The 22081-nt window shown below is 60.1% G+C and carries 16 protein-coding genes; 12 read left to right on the forward strand and 4 right to left on the reverse strand.

Translation table 11 applies throughout. The annotated features are described in order from the left end of the window. Positions 1–6 precede the first annotated feature (6 nt). Genes tssK through tagH form a run of 3 tightly spaced genes read right to left on the reverse strand, consistent with a single transcriptional unit; the run spans position 7 to position 3272 of the window. Positions 7–1341, reverse strand: a complete 1335-nt coding sequence (gene tssK / locus FW800_RS12590) for a type VI secretion system baseplate subunit TssK (protein ID WP_005792507.1) — start codon at positions 1339–1341, stop codon at positions 7–9. 18 nt (positions 1342–1359) lie between these two features. Further along, the gene (tssJ, locus tag FW800_RS12595) at positions 1360–1869 is read right to left on the reverse strand and encodes a type VI secretion system lipoprotein TssJ (RefSeq protein ID WP_005792508.1); all 510 of its coding nucleotides are present in this window, start codon (positions 1867–1869) and stop codon (positions 1360–1362) included. A 56-nt stretch (positions 1870–1925) separates the two neighbouring features. After that, on the reverse strand, positions 1926–3272 hold the full coding sequence (gene tagH / locus FW800_RS12600; RefSeq protein ID WP_216090487.1) for a type VI secretion system-associated FHA domain protein TagH: 1347 nt from the start codon (positions 3270–3272) through the stop codon (positions 1926–1928). Positions 3273–3665: 393 nt separating this feature from the next. On the opposite strand from tagH, the gene tssA reads away from it, so the two are divergent. The 12 genes from tssA (at position 3666) to FW800_RS12660 (ending at position 20909) form a co-directional block, all read left to right on the forward strand. After that, positions 3666–4685 (forward strand): type VI secretion system protein TssA, encoded by a 1020-nt coding sequence (gene tssA / locus FW800_RS12605; RefSeq protein WP_032878693.1) that lies wholly within the window; start codon positions 3666–3668, stop codon positions 4683–4685. A gap of 54 nt (positions 4686–4739) precedes the next feature. After that, the gene (gene tssB, locus FW800_RS12610; RefSeq protein WP_003195557.1) at positions 4740–5246 is read left to right on the forward strand and encodes a type VI secretion system contractile sheath small subunit; all 507 of its coding nucleotides are present in this window, start codon (positions 4740–4742) and stop codon (positions 5244–5246) included. 2 nt (positions 5247–5248) lie between these two features. Then, a complete protein-coding gene (gene tssC, locus FW800_RS12615) occupies positions 5249–6745 on the forward strand; it encodes a type VI secretion system contractile sheath large subunit (RefSeq protein ID WP_005792511.1) in 1497 nt (498 codons plus the stop codon). 171 nt (positions 6746–6916) lie between these two features. Next, entirely contained in the window at positions 6917–7405 is a 489-nt protein-coding gene (locus FW800_RS12620) for an Hcp family type VI secretion system effector (RefSeq protein ID WP_005792512.1), read from the forward strand. A gap of 78 nt (positions 7406–7483) precedes the next feature. Next, entirely contained in the window at positions 7484–7999 is a 516-nt protein-coding gene (tssE, locus tag FW800_RS12625; RefSeq protein ID WP_005792513.1) for a type VI secretion system baseplate subunit TssE, read from the forward strand. Continuing rightward, positions 7996–9855, forward strand: coding sequence for a type VI secretion system baseplate subunit TssF (gene tssF / locus FW800_RS12630; protein ID WP_446437744.1), 1860 nt, complete (start codon positions 7996–7998; stop codon positions 9853–9855). The genes tssE and tssF overlap by 4 nt, the downstream gene beginning before the upstream one ends. Continuing rightward, positions 9819–10862 (forward strand): type VI secretion system baseplate subunit TssG, encoded by a 1044-nt coding sequence (gene tssG, locus FW800_RS12635; protein WP_078822644.1) that lies wholly within the window; start codon positions 9819–9821, stop codon positions 10860–10862. The genes tssF and tssG overlap by 37 nt, the downstream gene beginning before the upstream one ends. Further along, positions 10855–13512, forward strand: coding sequence for a type VI secretion system ATPase TssH (tssH, locus tag FW800_RS12640; RefSeq protein ID WP_446437745.1), 2658 nt, complete (start codon positions 10855–10857; stop codon positions 13510–13512). Before tssG ends, tssH begins: the two co-directional genes overlap by 8 nt. A gap of 156 nt (positions 13513–13668) precedes the next feature. Then, positions 13669–15615 (forward strand): type VI secretion system Vgr family protein, encoded by a 1947-nt coding sequence (locus FW800_RS12645; RefSeq protein WP_446437746.1) that lies wholly within the window; start codon positions 13669–13671, stop codon positions 15613–15615. A 15-nt stretch (positions 15616–15630) separates the two neighbouring features. After that, on the forward strand, positions 15631–16065 hold the full coding sequence (locus FW800_RS12650) for a DcrB-related protein (protein WP_032878688.1): 435 nt from the start codon (positions 15631–15633) through the stop codon (positions 16063–16065). A gap of 14 nt (positions 16066–16079) precedes the next feature. Beyond that, positions 16080–20438: an RHS repeat-associated core domain-containing protein gene (locus FW800_RS12655; RefSeq protein ID WP_446437747.1), complete on the forward strand. Its 4359-nt coding sequence runs from the start codon at positions 16080–16082 to the stop codon at positions 20436–20438. 24 nt (positions 20439–20462) lie between these two features. Further along, positions 20463–20909 carry a hypothetical protein gene (locus FW800_RS12660; RefSeq protein WP_122732684.1) on the forward strand — a complete coding sequence of 149 codons (447 nt, stop codon included), beginning with the start codon at positions 20463–20465 and terminating at the stop codon, positions 20907–20909. Positions 20910–20996: 87 nt separating this feature from the next. Here FW800_RS12660 and FW800_RS12665 read toward each other — a convergent pair whose 3' ends face one another. After that, the gene (locus tag FW800_RS12665) at positions 20997–21995 is read right to left on the reverse strand and encodes a type III secretion effector protein (RefSeq protein WP_446437748.1); all 999 of its coding nucleotides are present in this window, start codon (positions 21993–21995) and stop codon (positions 20997–20999) included. Between the last annotated feature and the right edge of the window lie 86 nt (positions 21996–22081).

A 22081-nucleotide genomic window follows, 5' to 3' on the forward strand; every position in this document is an offset into this window, starting at 1 on the left:
CGCGGATTATCCTCGGATCGCCCAGAAGGCCAGGTTCAAACCCGGGAACTGCCCGGCGATATGGAAGGCAAAGCCGCCGGAATTGCTCAACTGCTGCCAGTGCTCGCTGCCTCGGTCCAGCTCGTAGTAGGTACTACCGGCGTGGTACGGCAATTGGCGCGGCGCCACCGGTAACGGCAGCAAGCCAATGCCTGGCAGTTGCAGGTTGACCATGTCGCGAATGTGCTCCACCGAACCGACTTTGCTCTGCTGGCCAAAGCGTGCGCGCAGGGTTTCGCCGGGCACATCGGCACGCACCACGAGGATGAAACTGGCGTTGTCGAGCAGGGTCTTGTCGGCCAGCATCGCCACGTGGATACCGTAGGCCTTCTCCACAATCGGGATCGGCGTGGCCTTGCTGTCGATCAGCATCGACAGCGCTTCACGCAGGGCCGCCATCACCGGAGTGAAGCTCAGCGCCAAGTCATCGTGCTGGTATTGCGGGTATTCCTGCGGGCGGCGACCTGAAGTGGAGAAGGTCGAAAACTCACCGGCCAGGCTCACCAGTTCGCTGAAGAAGCGCTCCGGGTGCAGCGGGCTCAACTGGCTCAAATGCTGGATCAGCGGCTGGGCGCGATTGACCAGCTGCAGCAGCATGAAGTCGGCAATCTCCGAAGCGCCGCCAGCGCCGGAGGCCACCACGCGCCCCGCCAGGGCTTCGCCACGCTGGTGCAGCAGGCCGAGCAGTTCACTGCGAAACGCAGTCAGCGGTTTGCTTGCGGTCACATTCAGCACCGGCGGGATGTAGGTGTCGTCGAGCACCAGTGCACGGTCGGCGCGTTTTTCCTTGATGCGTACCAGGCCAATGGCGGCATAGTCGCTGATGCCGTCCTGCGCCGTCAGCAGGCGCAATGCCCGCGACCCCACAGCTACCGGGGCGCGGTTTTCGAACGGCGCGTTGTCATCGCGCACTTCACGCACCTGGCTGACATAACGCGCAGCTTCCAGGGCTTCGCCTTCCTCAACCGTGTCACGCGCACCGGCACGCTTGAGCGGCAGGGCCAGGTACACCAAGCCGTCGCGCAGGTTGTCGTCGATACTCAACGGGCTCGGCGCCAGGTCATCCTGGGGGATATTGAAGGGCGTGCCATCGGGCAACAGGCCGCGGGCCGATACGATCGCCAGTTTGCCCTGGGCCAGCAGGCCCTGGTCGATCAGCAACTCGGAAAAACCCCAGGCCCCTGCCGACAACGGACGGCTGCGCGCGTCGATCAGGTTTTCCAGGTAACGGTCATGCTGCTGGAAGTGCTGCGTTGCGATGAACATGCCTTCCGACCAGACCACGCGATTGTTCCAGGACATGGGGGCTCCGATTGCTTGTTATTGGGCTGGGCTGGAGGGGGAAACCACGACGTCGGCGCGCACGGCACGCACATCGAGGCTGATCTGGTATTCGCTGGATTGGCGCGGCGCTACGTTGATCACGGCGCGCCATTGCGCGCGGTCCAACTCGCGATAGCCCACCAGCACGCCGATCTGGCGCGTGGCCGGGTTGAGGTCGCGCTGAATGCTCAGTTGCTGGCCGGGTTGCACCACCACTTCATCCTGGTCCAGCAGGTCGAGGCCGAGGGTGGATTGCGCACGGTCAGCCAGGGCGAAGTAATCGGAGCGGGAAAAGGTCGCGGCGTTTTTCAGTTCGAAAATACGCACCCGCACCGGCGCAGCCTGGCCATTGGCGCCGGGGTTGAGCCCGGCGATCGCGTGGAAATGCAACTCGACGGCGGCGCTGTTGGCTTGCGTGTCGGCAGCCGCTTCGGGTTTGGCCGCGTCGTTTGCACACGCGGTCAGCAGCAGCGCGGTAGCGGCTGCGAGTAAAAACCTGGGAATCATCCTGCGTCCTCAATGACGTGTTTAGCTATCCGTTTTATCCATAAGTGCGACGCGCTTTAGCGTCGCTGTCGTGCGCTGTGCTCTTCGTAGGCCCGGCTGAATTCGCGACCGAACAGGTCCTGGAAATCCTCCTGGGCCTCGCGCGAAATGTTGCTGTAGAGCTCGGTAAACTGCTGCCAGTACTGGGCCTGGCGCGAGCCGTTGAAAATGCTCGAAAGGCCACCGGGCTTGCCCATGCGTTCCTCCAACTGCGCCGGTTCAAAGCGCGCGAGCAGGTGTTTGATCGCCGCTTCCACGCCAGCCATCACGGCCAACTGGTGGGCGCGCAGGTCATCGAAACTGTCCCGTACCGCGATGTCCGGCGCCATAAACGCCTGGTTGCCATGACGAAGCAGCAGCAGTAACGCTTCGTCGGCATTCGGGGCGAATTTCAACGGGTTGTTTTCAGCGGGGCGGATCATCGTCTGCTGCATACGGAACTCGCCCTTGAGGCTGGCCCGGGCGCGCAATACGTCGATCAGGCCCTCGACCATCAGCCGGTAGCTGCGGCCGATGCTTTCCATCTGGGCGCTGGCGTCGGCTTGGTCCAGGCGCAACTGGTCGAGACCGGCACCACGCAGGAAGGCTTGCAAGAGGTCGGTAGGTTGCGCAGCGTCTGCCACGGCCAGCGCAACCGGCTCGACCACGGGCGGCGGAGCAATCGGTGCTGGGGCAATCGGCGCCGGGGCAGGCGCGGCATTGGCGACGGGCGCGGGCGCAGGCACGTCGCCAAACAGGTCCCAGTCTTCAGGAATGACAGCGCCTTGCACCACCGGTTTCTCGACTATCGGTACAGCAACCGGAGCCGGCGGGCGGAAATCGTGTTGTTCGGATGGCACATGGTCCGCCACAGTGGGCGGCGGCACGGCGGTGGGGCTGAGGAAGTCGAACAGGTCTGGCAGGGTTTCCATCGACGAGGCGCCGTGGAATTGCGGTGCGATCATCGGCGTAGGCGCAGGCGGACTCGCCACAGCGCCCATCAGCGCTTCGAAGCTGTTTGGCGACTCACCGGCAAACGGTTGGCTGTCGACGGCTTGCACGTTGAAGTCGATGCGCGCCTGGATTTCGTAATCGCCGATGCGGATCAACTCGCCATCTTGCAGCGGCTCGCTGTTACCCCGGCGCATACGAATACCGGCCTTGACCAACTCCACACCATTGGTGCTGTTATCGGTTAAGTAATAACGGCCATCTTTGTATTGAATAACGCAATGCTGGGAGGAGACGAGACGCTCAGGATCAGGCAATACCCAGTCATTATCCGAACTGCGACCAATAGCTATCCTGCCCTGATCCATGGACTTTTCAGCGCATTGCCCTGGGGTAATCTTGTGATAACTAGTGATAGTCAAACACAGCGACATCTTGCCTCCTTGCTGATGCATCGCGCGCGGTCTACCCAACGGGCCACGCTTCCCTGAAGATTTGCCCGCGGTCGCGAAAACGACCGCCAAAATCTGCTTTTACCAGCATGATCGCTGATCTTAACTGGCTTGCATGACAAAAATCCTCCATGGGCGCGCCTTTCGACCCGCCAGTCGCACAGGTTGTTAAACACCGCACATCTGTCACAGAGGGCGAATAGCTTACCTTGACAAGGCATAACTACTACACCAAAAATGCACAACTTCTTGAACATCAGTGATGGCGCAGTAGTGGCACTCTGATTGTATGACCAAGAAAACATGCACAGTTCATTGCGCAACTAATGCATGCGTTGCCCGCCTTCCAGCGGGCTGATAAGGAGATCGAACTCAGTGGATGTGCCGTTGCTGCTCACCGCCGTTTCTGCAACTTCGCCCTGTGGCGAAGACATGGAATATGACGCGCAATTTCTGCAACTGGAACGTGATGCCAAGGGCCAGCCCGAGCGCAGCATGGGCGACTCGATCCTGCCCGCCGAGCCGCCGGAGTGGCGCAGCATCCAGCAGCAGAGCCTCGACCTGTTGCAGCGCAGCAAAGACCTGCGCATCACTCATTTCCTGCTGCAAAGTTCCCTCGCCTTGCAGGGCGTGGCCGGGCTGGCTGAAGTCCTTGTCCTGATCAACGCCTTGCTGCGCGAATACTGGGCCGACGTGCATCCGCGCCTGGATGCCGACGACGACAACGACCCCACCGTGCGCATCAACGCCCTGACCGGCCTGACCTGCGACACCAATATTCGCCTGTTGCGCGAAAGCATCCTGACACGCTCACGCACCTTCGGGCCCGTGAGCCTGCGCGCCGCGCTCAACGCCAGCGGCCTGCAGAGTTTTGCCGATGAGCAACTGGGCAACCAGCAGCTCAACGCTGCATTCCTCGACAGCGACCCCGAGCTGCTGCAAGCCACCCGCGACGCGTTGATCGCAGCGCGTACGGCCTGCGAAGCCATCGAGCAACAGGTCAATGACCAGGTCGGTTCCGCCCAGGGCGTGGACCTCAGCGCCTTGAAGCAGCCGCTCAAGCAGGCCCTGCAAATACTCAATCAAGCGGTGCCCGGCACCGACAGCAGCAGCGAACCCGAGGCAGTCAGTGAAGACAATGCCCCCTCGGTCGATTTCGCCGCCGCACCCGCAGCCCCGCGCCCGACGGGCGACATCGCTACTCGCGATGACGTGTTGCGCAGCCTCGACAAGATCCTTGCGTACTACACCCGACACGAGCCTTCGAGCCCGCTGCCGGTGTTGTTGAACCGAGCGAAAAATCTGGTGCACGCCGACTTCGCGGCCATCGTGCGCAATCTGATTCCCGACGGCATGTCCCAATTTGAAAACCTGCGCGGCCCGGACAGCGAGTAAGCCGCCGGACCGTGCAGTAACAACACCGTCGCTCAAGCGACCAGGAGCAGCAACGTGGCGAAGCAAAGTTCTCAGAAATTCATCGCGCGCAACCGTGCGCCTCGAGTGCAGATCGAGTACGACGTCGAGCTCTACGGCGCCGAGAAAAAGGTCCAGCTGCCCTTCGTAATGGGTGTGATGGCCGACCTCGCCGGCAAGCCCGCCGAGCCGCTGGCACCCGTGGCCGACCGCAAGTTCCTTGAAGTGGACGTCGACAACTTCGACTCACGCCTCAAGGCCATGCAGCCACGCGTGGCGTTCCACGTACCCAACGAGCTGACCGGCGAAGGCAACCTGAGCCTGGATATCACCTTCGAAAGCATGGACGACTTCAGCCCGGCCGCCGTGGCGCGCAAGGTTGACTCGCTGAACCAGTTGCTCGAAGCCCGCACTCAGTTGGCCAACCTGCTGACCTACATGGACGGCAAGACCGGCGCTGAAGAAATCATCATGAAGGCGATCAAGGACCCGGCACTGCTTCAGGCACTTGCCAGCGCGCCCAAGCCTGCAGGGGAGCAGTAATCATGACTGACAATACCGCCCGCGAAGGCAGCCAGATCCTGGGTGCCACCGAAGAAGCCAGCGAGTTCGCCAACCTGCTGCTGCAAGAATTCAAACCCAAGACCGAGCGTGCCCGCGAAGCCGTGGAAACCGCGGTGCGCACCCTGGCTGAACAAGCCCTGGCGCAAACCGACTTGGTGTCCAACGATGCGATCAAGTCGATCGAATCGATCATCGCCGCCATCGACGCCAAGCTCACCGCCCAAGTCAACCAGATCATCCACCACCAGGATTTCCAACAGTTGGAAAGCGCCTGGCGTGGCCTGCACTATCTGGTCAACAACACCGAGAGCGATGAGCAACTGAAGATTCGCGTGCTCAACATTTCCAAGCCGGAGCTGCACAAGACCCTGAAGAAATTCAAGGGCACCGCGTGGGACCAGAGCCCGATCTTCAAGAAGATGTACGAAGAAGAATACGGCCAGTTCGGCGGCGAACCCTACGGCTGCCTGGTGGGCGATTACTACTTCGACCAGTCGCCACCCGACGTGGAACTGCTGGGCGAGCTGTCGAAAGTCTGCGCCGCCATGCACTCGCCGTTCATCGCGGCCGCATCGCCAACCGTGATGGGCATGGGCTCCTGGCAGGAACTGTCGAACCCACGCGACCTGACCAAGATTTTCACCACCCCGGAATACGCCGGCTGGCGCTCGCTGCGTGAATCGGAAGACTCGCGCTACATCGGCCTGACCATGCCGCGCTTCCTGGCGCGCCTGCCGTATGGCGCAAAGACCGACCCAGTGGAAGCCTTCGCCTTCGAAGAAAACACCGACGGCGCCGACAGCTCCAAGTACACCTGGGCCAACGCCGCCTACGCGATGGCGGTGAACATCAACCGCTCGTTCAAGCACTACGGCTGGTGCTCGCGCATCCGTGGTATCGAGTCTGGCGGTGAAGTGGAAAACCTGCCGGCCCACACCTTCCCTACCGATGACGGTGGTGTGGACATGAAGTGCCCGACCGAAATCGCCATCAGCGACCGCCGTGAAGCGGAACTGGCGAAGAACGGTTTCATGCCGCTGCTGCACAAGAAAAACACCGACTTCGCCGCGTTCATCGGCGCACAGTCGTTGCAGAAACCGGCCGAATACGACGACCCAGACGCCACCGCCAACGCCAACCTGGCCGCGCGCCTGCCGTACCTGTTTGCCACCTGCCGTTTCGCCCACTACTTGAAGTGCATCGTGCGCGACAAGGTCGGCTCCTTCAAAGAGAAGGACGAGATGCAGCGCTGGTTGCAGGACTGGATCCTCAACTACGTCGACGGCGACCCTGCGCACTCCACCGAAACCACCAAGGCCCAGCACCCATTGGCGGCTGCCGAAGTGATCGTGGAAGAAGTCGAAGGCAACCCGGGGTATTACAACTCCAAGTTCTACCTGCGCCCGCACTACCAGCTTGAAGGGCTGACGGTGTCGTTGCGACTGGTATCGAAGCTGCCTTCTGCCAAGAGCGCATAAGTAACTGTTGAACCGGTTCTTCTGTGGGAGCCGGGCTTGCCCGCGATGCAGGCGACGCGGTCTGCCAGCCAGACCGCGGTGATGCTATCGCAGGCAAGCCAGCCCCCCAGAAAAGCACTGCCCCATTGGCGGTAACCCAATATCGTGGCTGAGACCACACAGGGAGAAAACATGGCTGTTGATATTTTCATCAAGATCGGCGACATCAAGGGCGAGTCCATGGACAAGGCCCACAAGGACGAAATCGACGTGTTGAACTGGAGCTGGGGCATGGCCCAGTCCGGCAACATGCACGTTGGCGGTGGCGGCGGTGCGGGCAAGGTGAATATCCAGGACCTGTCGCTGACCAAGTACGTCGACAAGGCTTCGCCCAACCTGATGATGCACTGCGCCAGCGGCAAGCACATCGACAAGGTCAAGCTGACCGTGCGCAAGGCCGGTGGCGAAAGCCAGGTCGAGTATATGGTGATCAACCTGGAAGAAGTGCTGGTCACCTCCCTGAGCACCGGCGGCTCGGGCACCGATGATCGCCTGACCGAGAACGTGACCCTGAACTTCGCCCAAGTGATGGTCGACTACCAGCCGCAGAAAGCCGACGGCACCAAAGACGGCGGCGCGATCAAGTTTGGCTGGAACATCCGTTCCAACACCAAGCGCTGATAGCCCCTGTGGCCGTGACCCCGCGCCACGGCCACAGGCATCTTGTCTCTCTCGCAACCCGTCCGTGGAGCTGCTTTGGTGGTAACTGAAATCGCTTCCCGCGACCGTCTGCAACCGTCCCTGCTGGACCGGCTGACCGACGACGACCCGACCAATCCCAAGGAAAGCGCCGACAAACGCGTGCTATCCCTGACCCAATTGAAAGCCTCGGTACTGCGTGACCTGGCGTGGCTGCTCAACACCACCTCGTTACTTGATGCCGATGCGACGCTGCACACCCCGGCCGGTACCTCGGTGGTCAATTACGGCCTGCCGGCACTGGCGGGCAACAGCGTTTCCAGCGTCGACATCAAGGCCCTGGAAGCCCTGATCTACCAGGCCATCGCCACCTTCGAGCCACGCATCCTGCGCCACACCCTGCGGGTCAAAGCCCGTGTCGGCCATGGCGAGATGAACCACAACGCCCTGAGTTTCGAGATCGAGGGTGACCTGTGGGCGCAGCCAGTGCCGTTGCGCCTGCTGCTGCAAACCGACCTGGACCTGGAGTCCGGCCACGTACGCGTGGTCAATGCCGACCAGCGGAGACGCCCATGAATCCGCGCCTGCTGGAGCTGTACAACCAGGAACTGCACCACGTGCGCGAAAGCGCCGCCGAGTTCGCCAAGGAATACCCGAAGATCGCCAGTCGGCTGACCCTGTCCGGTATGGACTGCGCCGACCCCTACGTCGAACGCTTGCTTGAAGGCTTTGCCTACCTCACGGCCCGGGTGCAGCTCAAGCTCGACGCCGAGTACCCGACCTTCACCCACAACCTGCTGGAAATCGCCTACCCGCACTACCTGGCGCCTACCCCGTCGATGACCGTGGTGCAATTGCAGACCGACCCGGATGAAGGCTCCCTGGCCAGCGGTTTCCCCCTGCCCCGCGACACGGTATTGCGCGCCGCCCTGGGCCGCGAAACCCAGACCTGCTGCGAGTACCGCACCGCACATCCGGTGACGCTGTGGCCCTTGCAGGTCAGTCACGCCGAATACTTCGGCAACCCCGCCGCCGTGCTCGGTCGCCTGGCCGCCAGCGAGCCGAAAGCCAAAGCGGGGTTGCGCCTGACCTTGCGCACCGGCGCCGAATTGCCGTTCAGCGGCCTTGAGCTGGATAACCTGCCGCTGTACCTCAGTGGTGCCGACGAGCAACCATTCCGCCTCTACGAACAACTGCTGGGCAATGCCTGCGCGGTGTTTGCACGCAAACCCGGCGGCGATTGGGTTGAGCGTTTGCCCCAAGACGCGTTGCGCTCCCGTGGGTTTGACGATGCCGACGCGGCGATGCCGGTAGTGGCGCGGGCGTTCCAGGGCTACCGGTTGTTGCAGGAATACTTCGCCCTGCCCCACCGCTTCCTGTTCGTCGAGTTCGCCGAGCTGGGCCGGGCGGTCAAGCGTTGCGACGGCCAGGAGCTGGAACTGATCGTGCTGTTCGACCGCCACGAACCGAGCCTGGAAGGCAGCGTTGGCGCAGCGCAGTTTTTGCCCTTCTGCACCCCCGCGATCAACCTGTTCCCAAAACGTGTAGACCGCATCCACTTGTCTGACCGGGTCAACGAACACCACGTGATCGCCGACCGCACGCGGCCGATGGATTTCGAGATTCACTCGTTGAGCGGCATCACTGGCCACGGCACCGGGCCGGAGCAGCCGTTTTTACCCTTCTATGCAGTGCGTGATCCGTCGCGTTATGGCCGTGACCAGGCTTACTACACGGTGCGCCGCGAGCCACGCGTGCTGTCCAGCGACCAGCGCCGCAACGGTCCGCGCTCCACCTACGTGGGCAGCGAAACCTTCGTCAGCCTGGTGGACAGCCGCCAGGCGCCTTACGGCCATGACTTGCGCCAGTTGGGCGTCACGGCGCTGTGCACCAACCGCGACTTGCCGCTGTTCATGAGCGTGGGCAATGGCAAGACCGATTTCACCCTGGCCGACAGCGCCCCGGTGCTTTCTGTGCGTTGCGTCGCAGGCCCCAGCCGCCCACGTGCCAGCCATGCCCATGATGCCAAGGCCTGGCGCCTGATCAGCCAGCTGTCGCTCAATTACCTGTCTTTGAGCGAACAGGGCCAAGGTGCCGGCGCCCTGCGTGAGTTATTGCGCCTGTACGGCGACAGCAACGACGCCGCCCTGCAATTGCAGATCGAAGGCTTGCGCGAAGTCAGCAGCAAGGCGGTGACCCGGCGCCTGCCGATGCCCGGGCCGATCGTGTTTGGCCGCGGCCTGGAAATCACCCTGCAATTCGATGAAAACGCGTTTCGCGGCACCGGTGTGTTTCTACTCGGTGCGGTGTTGGAGCGCTTCCTGGCACGTTATGTGTCGATCAACAGCTTTACCGAAACGGTGATCCGTACCACCGAACGCGGCGAGATCATGCGATGGAAAGCCAAGCCCGGACGGCGTCCGACCCTGTGAGTACCCTGGATGCGATGCATCAGGAGCCCTGGGAATATGACTTCTTCCAGGCGCTGCGACGTATCGAGTGCGAATCGCCGGACCTGCCGCGCCTGGGCCATTCCCTGCGCCTGGCGGATGACCCGTTGCGCCTCGGGCAACAGGCCGATTGCACCTTCGCGCCGGCGACGCTGGCGTCGGTCGACCCCGGCGGCGACGGCAAGCCGGCGCGCCTGGAGCAGTTCTTCTTCGGTCTCGGCGGCCCCAACGGCCCGCTGCCGCTGCATATCACCGAGTACGTGCGCGAGCGTCAGCGCAATAACGCCGACAGCACCAGCAAGCAGTTCCTGGATGTGTTCCACCATCGCTTGCTGACGCTGTTCTACCGAGCCTGGGCCGAGGCACGTCCGACGGTCAGCCACGACCGGCCGGACGATGACTACTGGTCCGCACGCCTCGCCGCCCTGAGTGGGCGGGGTATGCCGAGCCTGCTCAATCAGGGGTTGATTGCCGATACTGCCAAGCTGCACTACAGCGGCCACCTGTCGGCGCAAACCCGCTACCCGGACGGTTTGAAGGCGATCCTCGGCGAGTATTTCGGCCTGCCGGTAGCGATCGAAGAATATGTCGGCCAATGGCTGGAATTGCCCGAGCGCAGCCGCGTTGGTGTGAGCGCCAACCAGTTGGGCGTGGACTTTTGCCTGGGTCGCTTTGTGTGGGACCGCCAGCATAAATTCCGCATTCGCCTGGGCCCGCTCAAGCTGGACGACTACATGGGGATGCTGCCTGGTCATCAACCGTTCAACGAACTGGTGGCCTGGGTTGCCGAGTACCTGGGCCATGAACTGGACTGGGACCTGAACCTGGTTTTGCAACAACCCGAAGTTCCGGCACTGCAACTCAACGGCCAGTTCCGCCTGGGTTTCAATACCTGGCTCGGCCAACCTGCGCATGACGCCAACGACCTAATCCTGGCCCGGCATTACGCCGACCACGCCACCACCTCAAGGAATCCAGAGCATGGGTGAAATCAGTCGCGCCGCACTGTTCGGCAAACTCAACAGCGTGGCCTACAAGGCCATCGAAGCCGCCACCGTGTTCTGCAAGTTGCGGGGCAATCCGTATGTGGAGCTGGCCCACTGGTTTCACCAGTTGCTGCAATTGCAGGACTCGGACCTGCACCGCATCATCCGCCAGTTCAACCTGGAACCGGCGCGCCTGGCCCGTGACCTTACCGAGGCCCTGGACCGCCTGCCACGCGGCTCGACCTCCATCACCGACCTGTCCTCCCACGTGGAGGAAGCGGTGGAACGTGGCTGGGTGTACGGCAGCCTGATGTTTGGCGAAAGCCAGGTGCGCACCGGTTACCTGGTGCTGGGCATTCTGAAAACGCCGAGCCTGCGCCACGCGCTGCTGGGCTTGTCCGCCGAATTCGACAAAATCAAGGCCGAAGCCCTGAGCGAGCGCTTTGACGAGTATGTCGGCGACTCGCCGGAAAATGCCTTGAGCGCCAGCGATGGTTTCAATGCTGGAGCAGTGCCGGGTGAAGCCAGCGGTGCGATGGCGCCGAGTGCGATGGGCAAGCAGGAAGCGCTCAAGCGCTTCACCGTTGACCTGACCGAACAGGCCCGCAGCGGCAAGCTCGACCCTATCGTCGGCCGTGACGAAGAGATTCGCCAACTGGTAGACATCCTCATGCGTCGGCGCCAGAACAACCCGATCCTCACCGGTGAGGCCGGGGTGGGCAAGACCGCCGTGGTCGAAGGTTTCGCCCTGCGCATCGTCGCCGGTGATGTGCCGCCCGCCTTGAAAGACGTGGAACTGCGTAGCCTCGACGTGGGCCTGCTGCAAGCCGGCGCCAGCATGAAGGGCGAGTTCGAACAGCGCCTGCGCCAGGTCATTGAAGACGTGCAGGCTTCGCCCAAGCCGATCATCCTGTTTATCGACGAAGCCCATACCCTGGTGGGTGCCGGTGGTACGGCAGGCACTGGCGACGCGGCCAACCTGCTCAAGCCCGCCCTCGCCCGTGGCACCTTGCGTACCGTGGCCGCCACCACCTGGGCCGAGTACAAGAAGCACATCGAAAAAGACCCGGCGCTGACCCGCCGCTTCCAGGTGGTACAGGTTACCGAACCGTCGGAAGACAAGGCGCTGCTGATGATGCGCGGCGTGGCCTCGACCATGGAAAAACACCACCAGGTGCAGATCCTCGATGAAGCCCTGGAAGCCTCGGTGAAGCTGTCGCACCGCTACATCCCGGCGCGCCAGTTGCCGGACAAGTCCGTGAGCCTGCTGGACACCGCCTGCGCCCGTGTCGCCATCAGCCTGCACGCAGTGCCCGCCGAAGTGGACGACAGCCGTCGCCGCATCGAAGCGCTGGAAACCGAACTGCAAATCATCGCCCGCGAACAGGCTATCGGCATTGCCATTGGTACGCGCCAGAGCAACAGCGAAGCCCTGTTGAGCACCGAGCGCGAGCGCCTGGCGACCCTGGAAAACCGTTGGGCCGAAGAGAAAGCCCTGGTGGATGAACTGCTCGCCACCCGTGCCACCTTGCGCGAAAAGGCCGGCGTCGTAGATAGCGGCAGCGATGAACTCCGCACGCAACTGATCGACCTGCAACAGCGCCTCACCGCCCTGCAAGGCGAAACCCCGCTGATCCTGCCGACCGTGGATTACCAGGCCGTGGCCTCGGTGGTCGCCGACTGGACCGGCATCCCGGTGGGCCGCATGGCGCGCAACGAACTGGAGACCGTGCTCAACCTCGACCAGCACCTGAAAAAACGCATCATCGGCCAGGACCACGCCCTGCAGATGATCGCCAAGCGCATCCAGACTTCCCGCGCCGGCCTCGACAACCCGAGCAAGCCGATTGGCGTGTTCATGCTGGCCGGCACCTCGGGTGTGGGCAAGACCGAAACCGCCCTGGCACTGGCCGAAGCCATGTACGGCGGCGAGCAGAACGTCATCACCATCAACATGAGCGAGTTCCAGGAAGCCCACACCGTGTCCACCCTCAAGGGCGCGCCACCGGGCTATATCGGCTACGGCGAAGGCGGCGTGCTGACCGAAGCGGTGCGGCGCAAGCCCTACAGCGTGGTGCTGTTGGACGAGGTGGAAAAAGCTCACCCGGACGTGCATGAGATCTTCTTCCAGGTGTTCGACAAGGGCGTGATGGAGGATGGTGAGGGCCGGGTGATCGACTTCAAGAACACCCTGATCCTGCTGACCACCAATGCCGGTACCGAGCTGATCTCCCACGTCTGCAAAGACCCGGCGAACATCCCCGAGCCGGAAGAAATCGCCAAGGCCCTGCGCCAGCCGTTGCTGGAGATTTTCCCACCGGCGCTGCTGGGGCGTTTGGTGACCATTCCCTACTACCCGCTGAGCGACGAGATGCTCAAGGCGATCACGCGCCTGCAACTGAACCGCATCAAGAAGCGCGTGGAGAACACCCACAAAGTCGCCTTTGACTACGACGATGCGGTGGTCGATTTGATCGTCTCGCGCTGCACTGAAACCGAAAGCGGTGGGCGCATGATCGACACTATCCTCACCAACAGCCTGCTGCCGGACATGAGCCGTGAGTTCCTCACGCGCATGTTGGAAGGCAAGGCGCTGGCGGGGGTGCGGATCAGCAGCCGGGATAATGAATTGCACTACCAGTTCAACGATTGACCTGACGGAATGCGATAAAAATTGTGGGAGGGGGCTTGCTCCCGATAGCGGTGAATCAGTCACCCAATGCATAACTGACACACTGCTATCGGGAGCAAGCCCCCTCCCACATTGGATTCGGTTTCTTCAGTTATTACGACACTTACGGGTTAACCGATGCTATTCAACCAAGCCTCACGCCTGGCCAAGATCACCAGCCCTCTCGGGCCGGATGTGCTGTTGCTCAACGAAATGGGCGGCGGTGAAGAGTTAGGAAGGCTGTTCAACTATGAGCTGCAACTGACGTCCCTGGACGCCAACATCGACCTCAACCAGTTGCTCGGCAAGCCCATGAGCGTGGGCCTGCAACTGGCGGACGGTGGCGAGCGGCACTTTCACGGCATCGTCGCGCGTTGCAGCCAGAACATCGACCAGGGTCAGTTCGCCAGTTACCAGGTCACCCTGCGCCCATGGCTGTGGTTGCTCAGCCGCACCTCCGATTGCCGGATTTTCCAGAACCTGAGCATCCCGCAGATCATCAAGCAGGTGTTCCGCGACCTGGGTTTTTCCGATTTCGAAGACGCCCTGAGCCGGCCGTATCGCGAGTGGGAATACTGCGTGCAGTACCGCGAGACCAGCTTCGATTTCGTCAGCCGCCTGATGGAACAAGAAGGCATCTACTACTTCTTTCGCCATGAACAGGATCGCCACGTGCTGGTGCTGGCCGACGCCTATGGCGCCCACACCACGGTGCCGGGCTACGGGTCGATCCCCTACTACCCCAAGGACGAGCAGCAACGCGAACGCGACCATATGCACAACTGGCACTTGGCGCAGGAGGTGCAGCCGGGTTCGCTGGAGCTCAACGACTACGACTTCCAACGCCCCAGCGCGAGCATCGACGTGCGCTCGGCCATACCGCGCCCACACACCGGCGGCGACTATCCGCTGTACGACTACCCCGGCACCTACGTGCAAAGCTCCGACGGCGAACACTACGCACGTACCCGCATCGAAGCCCTGCAAACCCTGCACGAGCAGATCGAGTTCGCCGGCAATGCGCGTGGCCTGGGGTCGGGCCACCTGTTCAGCCTCACCGGCTTCAGTCGTCAGGATCAGAACCGCGAATACCTGATCGTCGGCTGTCGCTACTACATCGTCCAGGAAAGCCTGGAGAGCGGCGGCGGCTCCGGTTCGGCGCAATTCGAAAGCAGCCTGACCTGCATCGACGCACAACAGAGTTTCCGCCCACTGGCCAACACCCATCGCCCTATCGTCAAAGGCCCGCAGACTGCATTGGTGGTGGGCCCCAAAGGCGAGGAAATCTGGACCGACCAGTACGGCCGCGTAAAGGTGCATTTCTACTGGGACCGCCACGACCAATCCAACGAGAACAGCTCGTGCTGGATCCGTGTGTCGCAATCCTGGGCCGGCAAGAACTGGGGTTCGATGCAGATTCCACGAATCGGCCAGGAAGTGATCGTCAGTTTTCTTGAAGGCGATCCGGACCGCCCGATCATCACCGGGCGGGTGTACAACGCCGAGCAGACTGTGCCTTACGACCTACCGGAAAACGCCACCCAGAGCGGCATGAAAAGCCGCTCCAGCAAAGGCGGCACGCCGGCCAACTTCAATGAAATCCGCATGGAGGACAAGAAGGGTCTGGAGCAGTTGTATATCCATGCCGAGCGCAATCAGGACATCGTGGTGGAGGTGGATGAAAGCCACTCGGTGGGGCATGACCGCAACAAGAGTATTGGCCATAACGAGACGGTGACCATCGGCAGCAATCGCCTGCGGGTTGTGCGCAACAACGACACGGTGATCGTGGGTGGCGCCAAGTCCGACAGCGCCGCCACGCACTACACCATCGAGGCCGGCGAGAGTATTCGCCTGGTGTGCGGCGACAGTGTGATCGAGCTCAAGGCAGGCGGGGATATCAACCTGACCTGCGGCTCGTTCAACCTGTTTTCCACCGGCAGCAGCAAGATCCAGACAAAGGGCAAACTGGACATCAACCTGGGCAGTGACAAGGGCACATCGCCCGGCGCCCAGGGCGTGCAAGACACGATCAAGTCCGCCGTCGAATCAAAATTCCCCGGCAAGCCCGGCGCTGGTCAATAACGAGACTTCTTCACCATGAATTACCTGATCAACGAAGCCCAATTCACCCTGCCCGATGCCGAGGTACAGGACACCTCGATCAATATCCTCAAGTTCGCCAAGCTGGGCACCACCCTAGTGGTGAGCCGCAGCCCGTTGGCGGACGGCGAGAGCCTGCAAAGCAATTTCGAAGGCCAGCTGAAAAAACTCGAGCAGCAGGTCAAGGATCTGCGCTATTCCCCTGCACAAGCGGTCAAGGTCGGTCCGACGCAGGACATCGACGCCTTTGAAGTACAGAACCGTTTCAACAAAGGCAGCGACAACATTTACCAATATCAGCTGGCAATGCAGATACCCGGCACCCGCCAACTGATTGCACTGAGCTACGTCAAGACCCAGCCCCTGGGCCCTGCCGAGGCGGCTCATTGGGCAACGCTGAAAAACACGCTCAATTTTACTGCTACGCCCTGAGTCGAGCCTGAGCGATGAGTGACGATCTTTGGGCTGCCCGCGAAGGCGACGCACTGCTGCACACCTCGGTGATGGCCGATATTCTCGGCGGTGTGCTGGAAGTGGCCGCCTATGCGGCGATCACTACTGTGGGCTGCCTGGCCGTTGCCGGAGCGGTGTTCCTCGCGACCGGTGCAACCATTGCCACAGGCGGTGTTGCATTGGTTTTGGTGGTGGGCGCGGTCGTCGGCATCACCGCTGGGCTCACTGGCGCCGACTTGAAGATATCCAGTTGGTGCGAGTCCGCCGCCAACTGGGTGTTCCCGCCGGTGATCGATGCGTTCATCACCAGCGGCTCGCACAACGTGTTCATCAATGGCAAAAAGGCTGCCCGCGCTGCCGGCAAGATGACGGCTGTGCCCGTCGCGCCCAGCGAGCCGCCAGCGCCAAGCTTCCTGGATATGGCCGGAGAGTTTTTCTCGCAGATGTGGCGCCCGACGGTCGCCTCGCCTGCGCCCGGCACAGAGCCTTGCCCGCTGGACACCGTGGCGTGCAACAAGCACCCGCCCATGCCCCTGCAGTTCATTGCCGAGGGTTCCAGTTCGGTATTCATCAATGGTCAGCCGGCGGCACGCAGCGGGGATCGCAGTACCTGTGACGCCAAGATTGGCACGGCTGAGGGTCTGATTTCGCCGGATGTGCGCATTGGTGGCGAGACCATTGTGGTGCAGGAGATTCGTAGCGGGAAAACGCCGGGGGTGGGGCTGGCCATTGCCGTGGTGATGGCGTTGCGGGGCAATGTGAAGTGTTTCTGGACCAAGCTGCCGTGCATGATCGGAAGTGCGCTGGTGGGGGGCGCGATTTCTTATGGGACCGCCAAGGTCACCTCTGCGCTCAAGGGCGCCATGAATGGCTCGCCCAATCCGGTGCACAGCGCGACGGGGGCCAAGGTCTTGGGCGAAGAGGAGGAGTTGGACTTTGTTCTGCCCGGCCTGCTCCCTATCGATTGGCAACGTTTCTACAACAGTCTCGATACACGTCGCAACGGCCTCTTCGGCGCAGGCTGGAGCGTCGACTATGAGGTGTCGGTCGAAATAGATGCCGACGAAAACCTGTTCTATATCGATGAGCAGGGACGGCGCCTGGAGATCGGTTATATCCCGTTGTCCGGTGGAGCGTTCGATCCGGGCGAAGGCCTTGCGGTGAGACGCAGCGGTGAAGGCGCGGTATTGATCGAGAGCATCGACGGTCTGTATCGGCTGTTCGAAATCGACCCGCAGAACAACTCACGGATGCGCTTGCACCTGCTGGGTGATCGCAATGAAGGGCGGATCTTTCTCGATTACGATGCCCAGGGAAGGCTTCACCGCTTGCGTGACACCCATGATTTCATGCACGTCGAGTTGAGTTATACAACTCAGCATCCGCGTCGTGTGAGCCACATCGAGCGGCGATACCTGCGCCAGGACCATTTCGATGCACGCAGCGACGTACTTGTCAGTTATCGCTATGACAGCAACGGCGATCTTGCCGAAGTATTGGATGCCCAAGGCACAACCCTACGGCGCTTTGCCTACGACAGCAGCAGACGCATGGTCGAGCACCAATTGGCGAGTGGTCTGCGTTGCTTCTACCAATGGGTTGAAGTACCTGGGCCAAACGGCCCGGAATGGCGCGTCAGTCGGCACTGGACAGATGCGGGTGATGAATACACCTTCGACTACGACTTGGATGCGGGCATTACACGCGTAACCGATGGGTTGATGCGCGTCAGCACTCGGCATTGGAACCCGCAATATCAGATCACCCGATACGTTGATAACGCGGGCAGTATCTGGGAATTCGAATGGAACGAAGATCGCCAGTTTGCAGGCGCGATTGACCCAAAGAACGGCAGATGGCGCTTCTGTTACGACGACTCCGGCAACCTGAGTACAGTGACCGATCCGCTGGGCAGGACCCGTGGCACACAATGGCTTGCGCATTGGGCATTGCCTCAGGTTGAAACCGACCCTGCGGGCAATAGTTGGCATTACCGCTACGACCAACGTGGCAACTGCATTGAGGAAGTCGATCCACTGGGCAACCGCACGCGCTATGTCTATGACGGTTTCGGACAGCCGGTGCGCATCATCGATGCGACGGAAAAATCCAGAACATTGCATTGGAACGAGTGGAGCCAACTGGTCGAAGAAGTCGATTGCTCCGGTTATCCGACGCGTTATCAATATGACGCGTTTGGCAATCTGGTGGTGCAGACCAATGCCGAAGGTGAATCGGTGCGTTACCGATACGGCCCTCAGGCGCTGCTTCTGGAATGTCAGCTTCCGGACGGCCGCGTCGAACAATTCCAACGCAGCGCAAGTGGTTATCTGACTGCCCACGTAGACCCTGCCGGCAGCACCACACGCTATGCCTATGACATTCGCGGTCTGGTCAAACAGCGCTGGGACGCGCATAACCGTTCGGTCATGTTCGATCATGATGCCTACGGACGTCTGAGCAAGCTGACCAACGAGAACGGTGAGAGTTATCGCTTTGAGTGGGACGCAGCCGACCGCATGGTGCAGCAGCAGGACCTGGATAAAAGCCGGCGCTGCTACACCTATGACCCGCTGGATGATGTTGTCGCCGTTGACTACCTGCCGGGAACGGAAGGTGAGCCGGTAGCGCCGCTGTCACATCAGTTTCAGCGAGATCCCGTGGGACGCCTGGTCAGCAAAATAACTGCGGACGGTACCACCAGCTACGCGCACGACCTCAACGACCAACTGGTCGGTGTTACTTTCACGGCGCCTGATGGTAGTGAGCAATTACTTGGCTTCAGCTATGACGCCATGGGGCAGCTCCTTGAGGAGAAAAGCTCGGCAGGGTCTGTGCAGCATCGTTACGACGAACTGGGAAATCTGATTCAAACCGGCTTGCCTGATGGTCGATGGCTGAACCGTCTGTATTACGGCAGTGGCCACCTGCATCAGTTGAATCTCGATGGAAAGGTTATCAGCGACTTCGAGCGTGATCGCTTGCATCGCGAAGTGCAGCGTACTCAGGGTCAACTCAAGACAAGTACCGCCTATGATCGAAGTGGAAGGGTCCGCTCGCGTCAGCGTCGCAGCATCGATCAGCCGTGGCAGCTGCCACCACTGGTAGAGACCGACTATAGCTACGATCCCAGCGACAACGTGATTGGACGTCATCGTGTTGATCGCGTGCACGATCATCAAGAGCATCTGGGTTACGACAGTACCGAACGGATTCTTGTCAGCCACCAGGCAGGACGGAGCGAAACCTGCGCCTATGATGCCGCAGCCAACCTGCTCGATAGTTCACATCAAGGTGGCTTGGTAAAACATAACCGGCTGCTGACCTATCAAGATAAGCGTTACCGGTACGACGCCTTGGGTCGCATGGTCGAAAAGCGCAGTGCCTCTCGCGGTTTACAGCGCTTTGTCTACGATGCGGAAAGTCGTCTGATTGAAGTACGAAATGATAGCGGCAACAGGATAAGGATGACCTATGACCCCCTGGGGCGTCGCATTGAAAAAGCCGAGTATGGCAGCGATGGCTATCAGTTGGGGATGACGCGCTTCCTCTGGGACGAGCTGCGTCTCTTGCAGGAATCCAGGCATAGTCAGTCCAGCCTTTATATCTATGAAGATGAAGGCTACAAGCCCGTAGCCCGGGTCGACGGCACGGGGCCTGTGCAAAAAATCCGTCACTACCATAACGACCTCAATAGCCAGCCGGAGCAGCTAACCGAAGAAGACGGCGAAGTCATCTGGCGGACCAGTTATCGAATGTGGGGCGGTACGGTGGAGGAAGTGCGCGAGCCTACCTACATCGAAGAGCAGAACTTACGGTTTCAGGGGCAATATCTAGATCGAGAAACGGGACTGCATTTTAATACATTCCGATTTTACGACCCGGATATCGGGCGGTTTACCACACCGGATCCTCTTGGGTTGGCGGGAGGGATCAATCTCTATCAATATGGGCCGAATCCGATCGCCTGGATCGACCCGTGGGGCTGGAAATGTTGGAGCACAGCAAGGAAAGGTGTTTGGAAAGCCGCGGGTGCCAATGCCCGGCCAGGCCAGTACTCAACTAGAAACCTGGCTCGAATGGCCCTAGGCAAGGCACCGCAGATGAGAATAGAGGTTCGTTATCGTAATACTCTGAGAAGCCGACTAAAGGGACGTGTTGGCACGACCAAGGAAATCACGGTGTCGATGGAGCTGAATCATCAATACATTCCACAACGCGCCGGATCAAAAGTGGCTCATGAAGATTGGAACTTGACCAAGGCGACGCCTTGGGGGCATGAGTCAATGGACAAGTATCGCCATACCGGCTGGGATTTGGTGAGAATTGTAAAAACCACAGGGCAATTTTAGAGAACCCTTTCAGGAGCAGCAGACATGAGTGAGTTGACTGATTTTCACGTTTTCTGGGGCACGGCAATGACTGTCGCGGAAAAAAAATCCGCCTCGATGGAAGATGAAAGCGCGGAGGATTTTGCCCGCAAGCTTTACGAAGAGTATGTAGCGCAAGGCTCACCAAAAAATAAAAAAAAATGGCTAACAGAACGACTCGATAACGAATACCTTTGCATGAAGGATAAACCCGTATGGGTAGGCGAACCTGCCTGGCTATATCATCAGGGTCTCCCTATGGTCTTTTTGCATCAATTCCTGGTACCCCCTACAGCGCAGCACATCAAAGAAAGGATATCGCTAGGTGAAACTGTTTATGTATTTGGTGCAAAACACCTTGTTAAAAGGCCATCAGGGGATATATGGACCGATATCTATCGGATGGCTGTGCAAACTTACGAGGGGGAAACAACGTGGGAAATCTTCAAGTAACCTCAAGGTTTTATTCCACATAAAAAATCTAAAAAGAGGACGGGACGGATTTATTCAGCTAAATCCGCCCTCATTGCATTTACAAATCTAGTCAGCGTCAGCTTCGTTCTGCTTAAGTGTGACCAATGTTTTAATCATCTTATTCATAAACGCGTAGCGCTTTTCAACATTTTCCATACGCGCCTTGTCAGTCGGCGCCTCCGATGACTCAGACGCCTCATACGGGGTATAGATAAGCCCGTAACGCTTAGCGATGTCGGGCATTTGGCTTTCTATCGCGTCCATCCGCTTCGCAAGGTTGGTCAAACGCCCCTGTGTATCCGTTGGCGCGTCGGGGCTAGCTACCACAGCCTTCGCGTCTGGGCCTTCGTTGATGAAAATGATGCTGTTGGTCAGAGACTCAGTGTTTATTTCTGCGCCTGTAAGACGCGCCTGCATTTTTTGCTCCTCCGTCGCGGCAGGGTCTACGGTACCCGTCGTGCCGTCTGGTTTCTTTACTTCTGCTCCAGGCATCTTTGCCTGTGCTGCAACCCTTTCTTCTAGGCCTTTGGAAACGAAATGCTGCCCCACGGTAAAACCGCTATTGACCAAATTACTGGTCCCTGACGTTAGAAGCGCATTACGTATAGTAATCGCGACTGACGGCGAAACCGGTGGGAAAGCGTTGTTCTGTTGCAAGCCGGCAATGTCATTTCCAGTGTTACGTGCCGCCCCGGGACCGTTCGATCCTCCCGCTGGCTTTTTAATAGGCGTATTGCCAGACTTGCCAGGCTTGCCAGGCTTGCCAGGCTTGCCAGGTGGACGCCTGGAAGGGTTGCGAGACTTGGGAGGCTTGCCCTTGTGATTGACGCTGGCCCTTGGCGCGCCGAATCTTTCTGCAGTCCTTTTGCTTCGACTAACGAGTTCCTCAGGGGTCGCTTGAGGGTATTGAGCGCTCCCTTTGTTCTGACTGTAATCCGGTTTATCGTTTGAACTATTTGCCTCGGCACCCGTACTACCCGACGTCGACGGCGATTTGATCTCCGTCTTTTTTTGCTGGGTTAATGGTGTGAGCAATGGAACACGGGACTGATCGAATATTTGCATATATACACCTCTAAAAATTAGTTTAGAGCGCGCTCCCTGCTGTCTCATGCCATATGTGTCAACCTGTAGCGATGTAGTTCCATATC

It is taken from the genome of Pseudomonas sp. 910_23 (assembly GCF_052850795.1).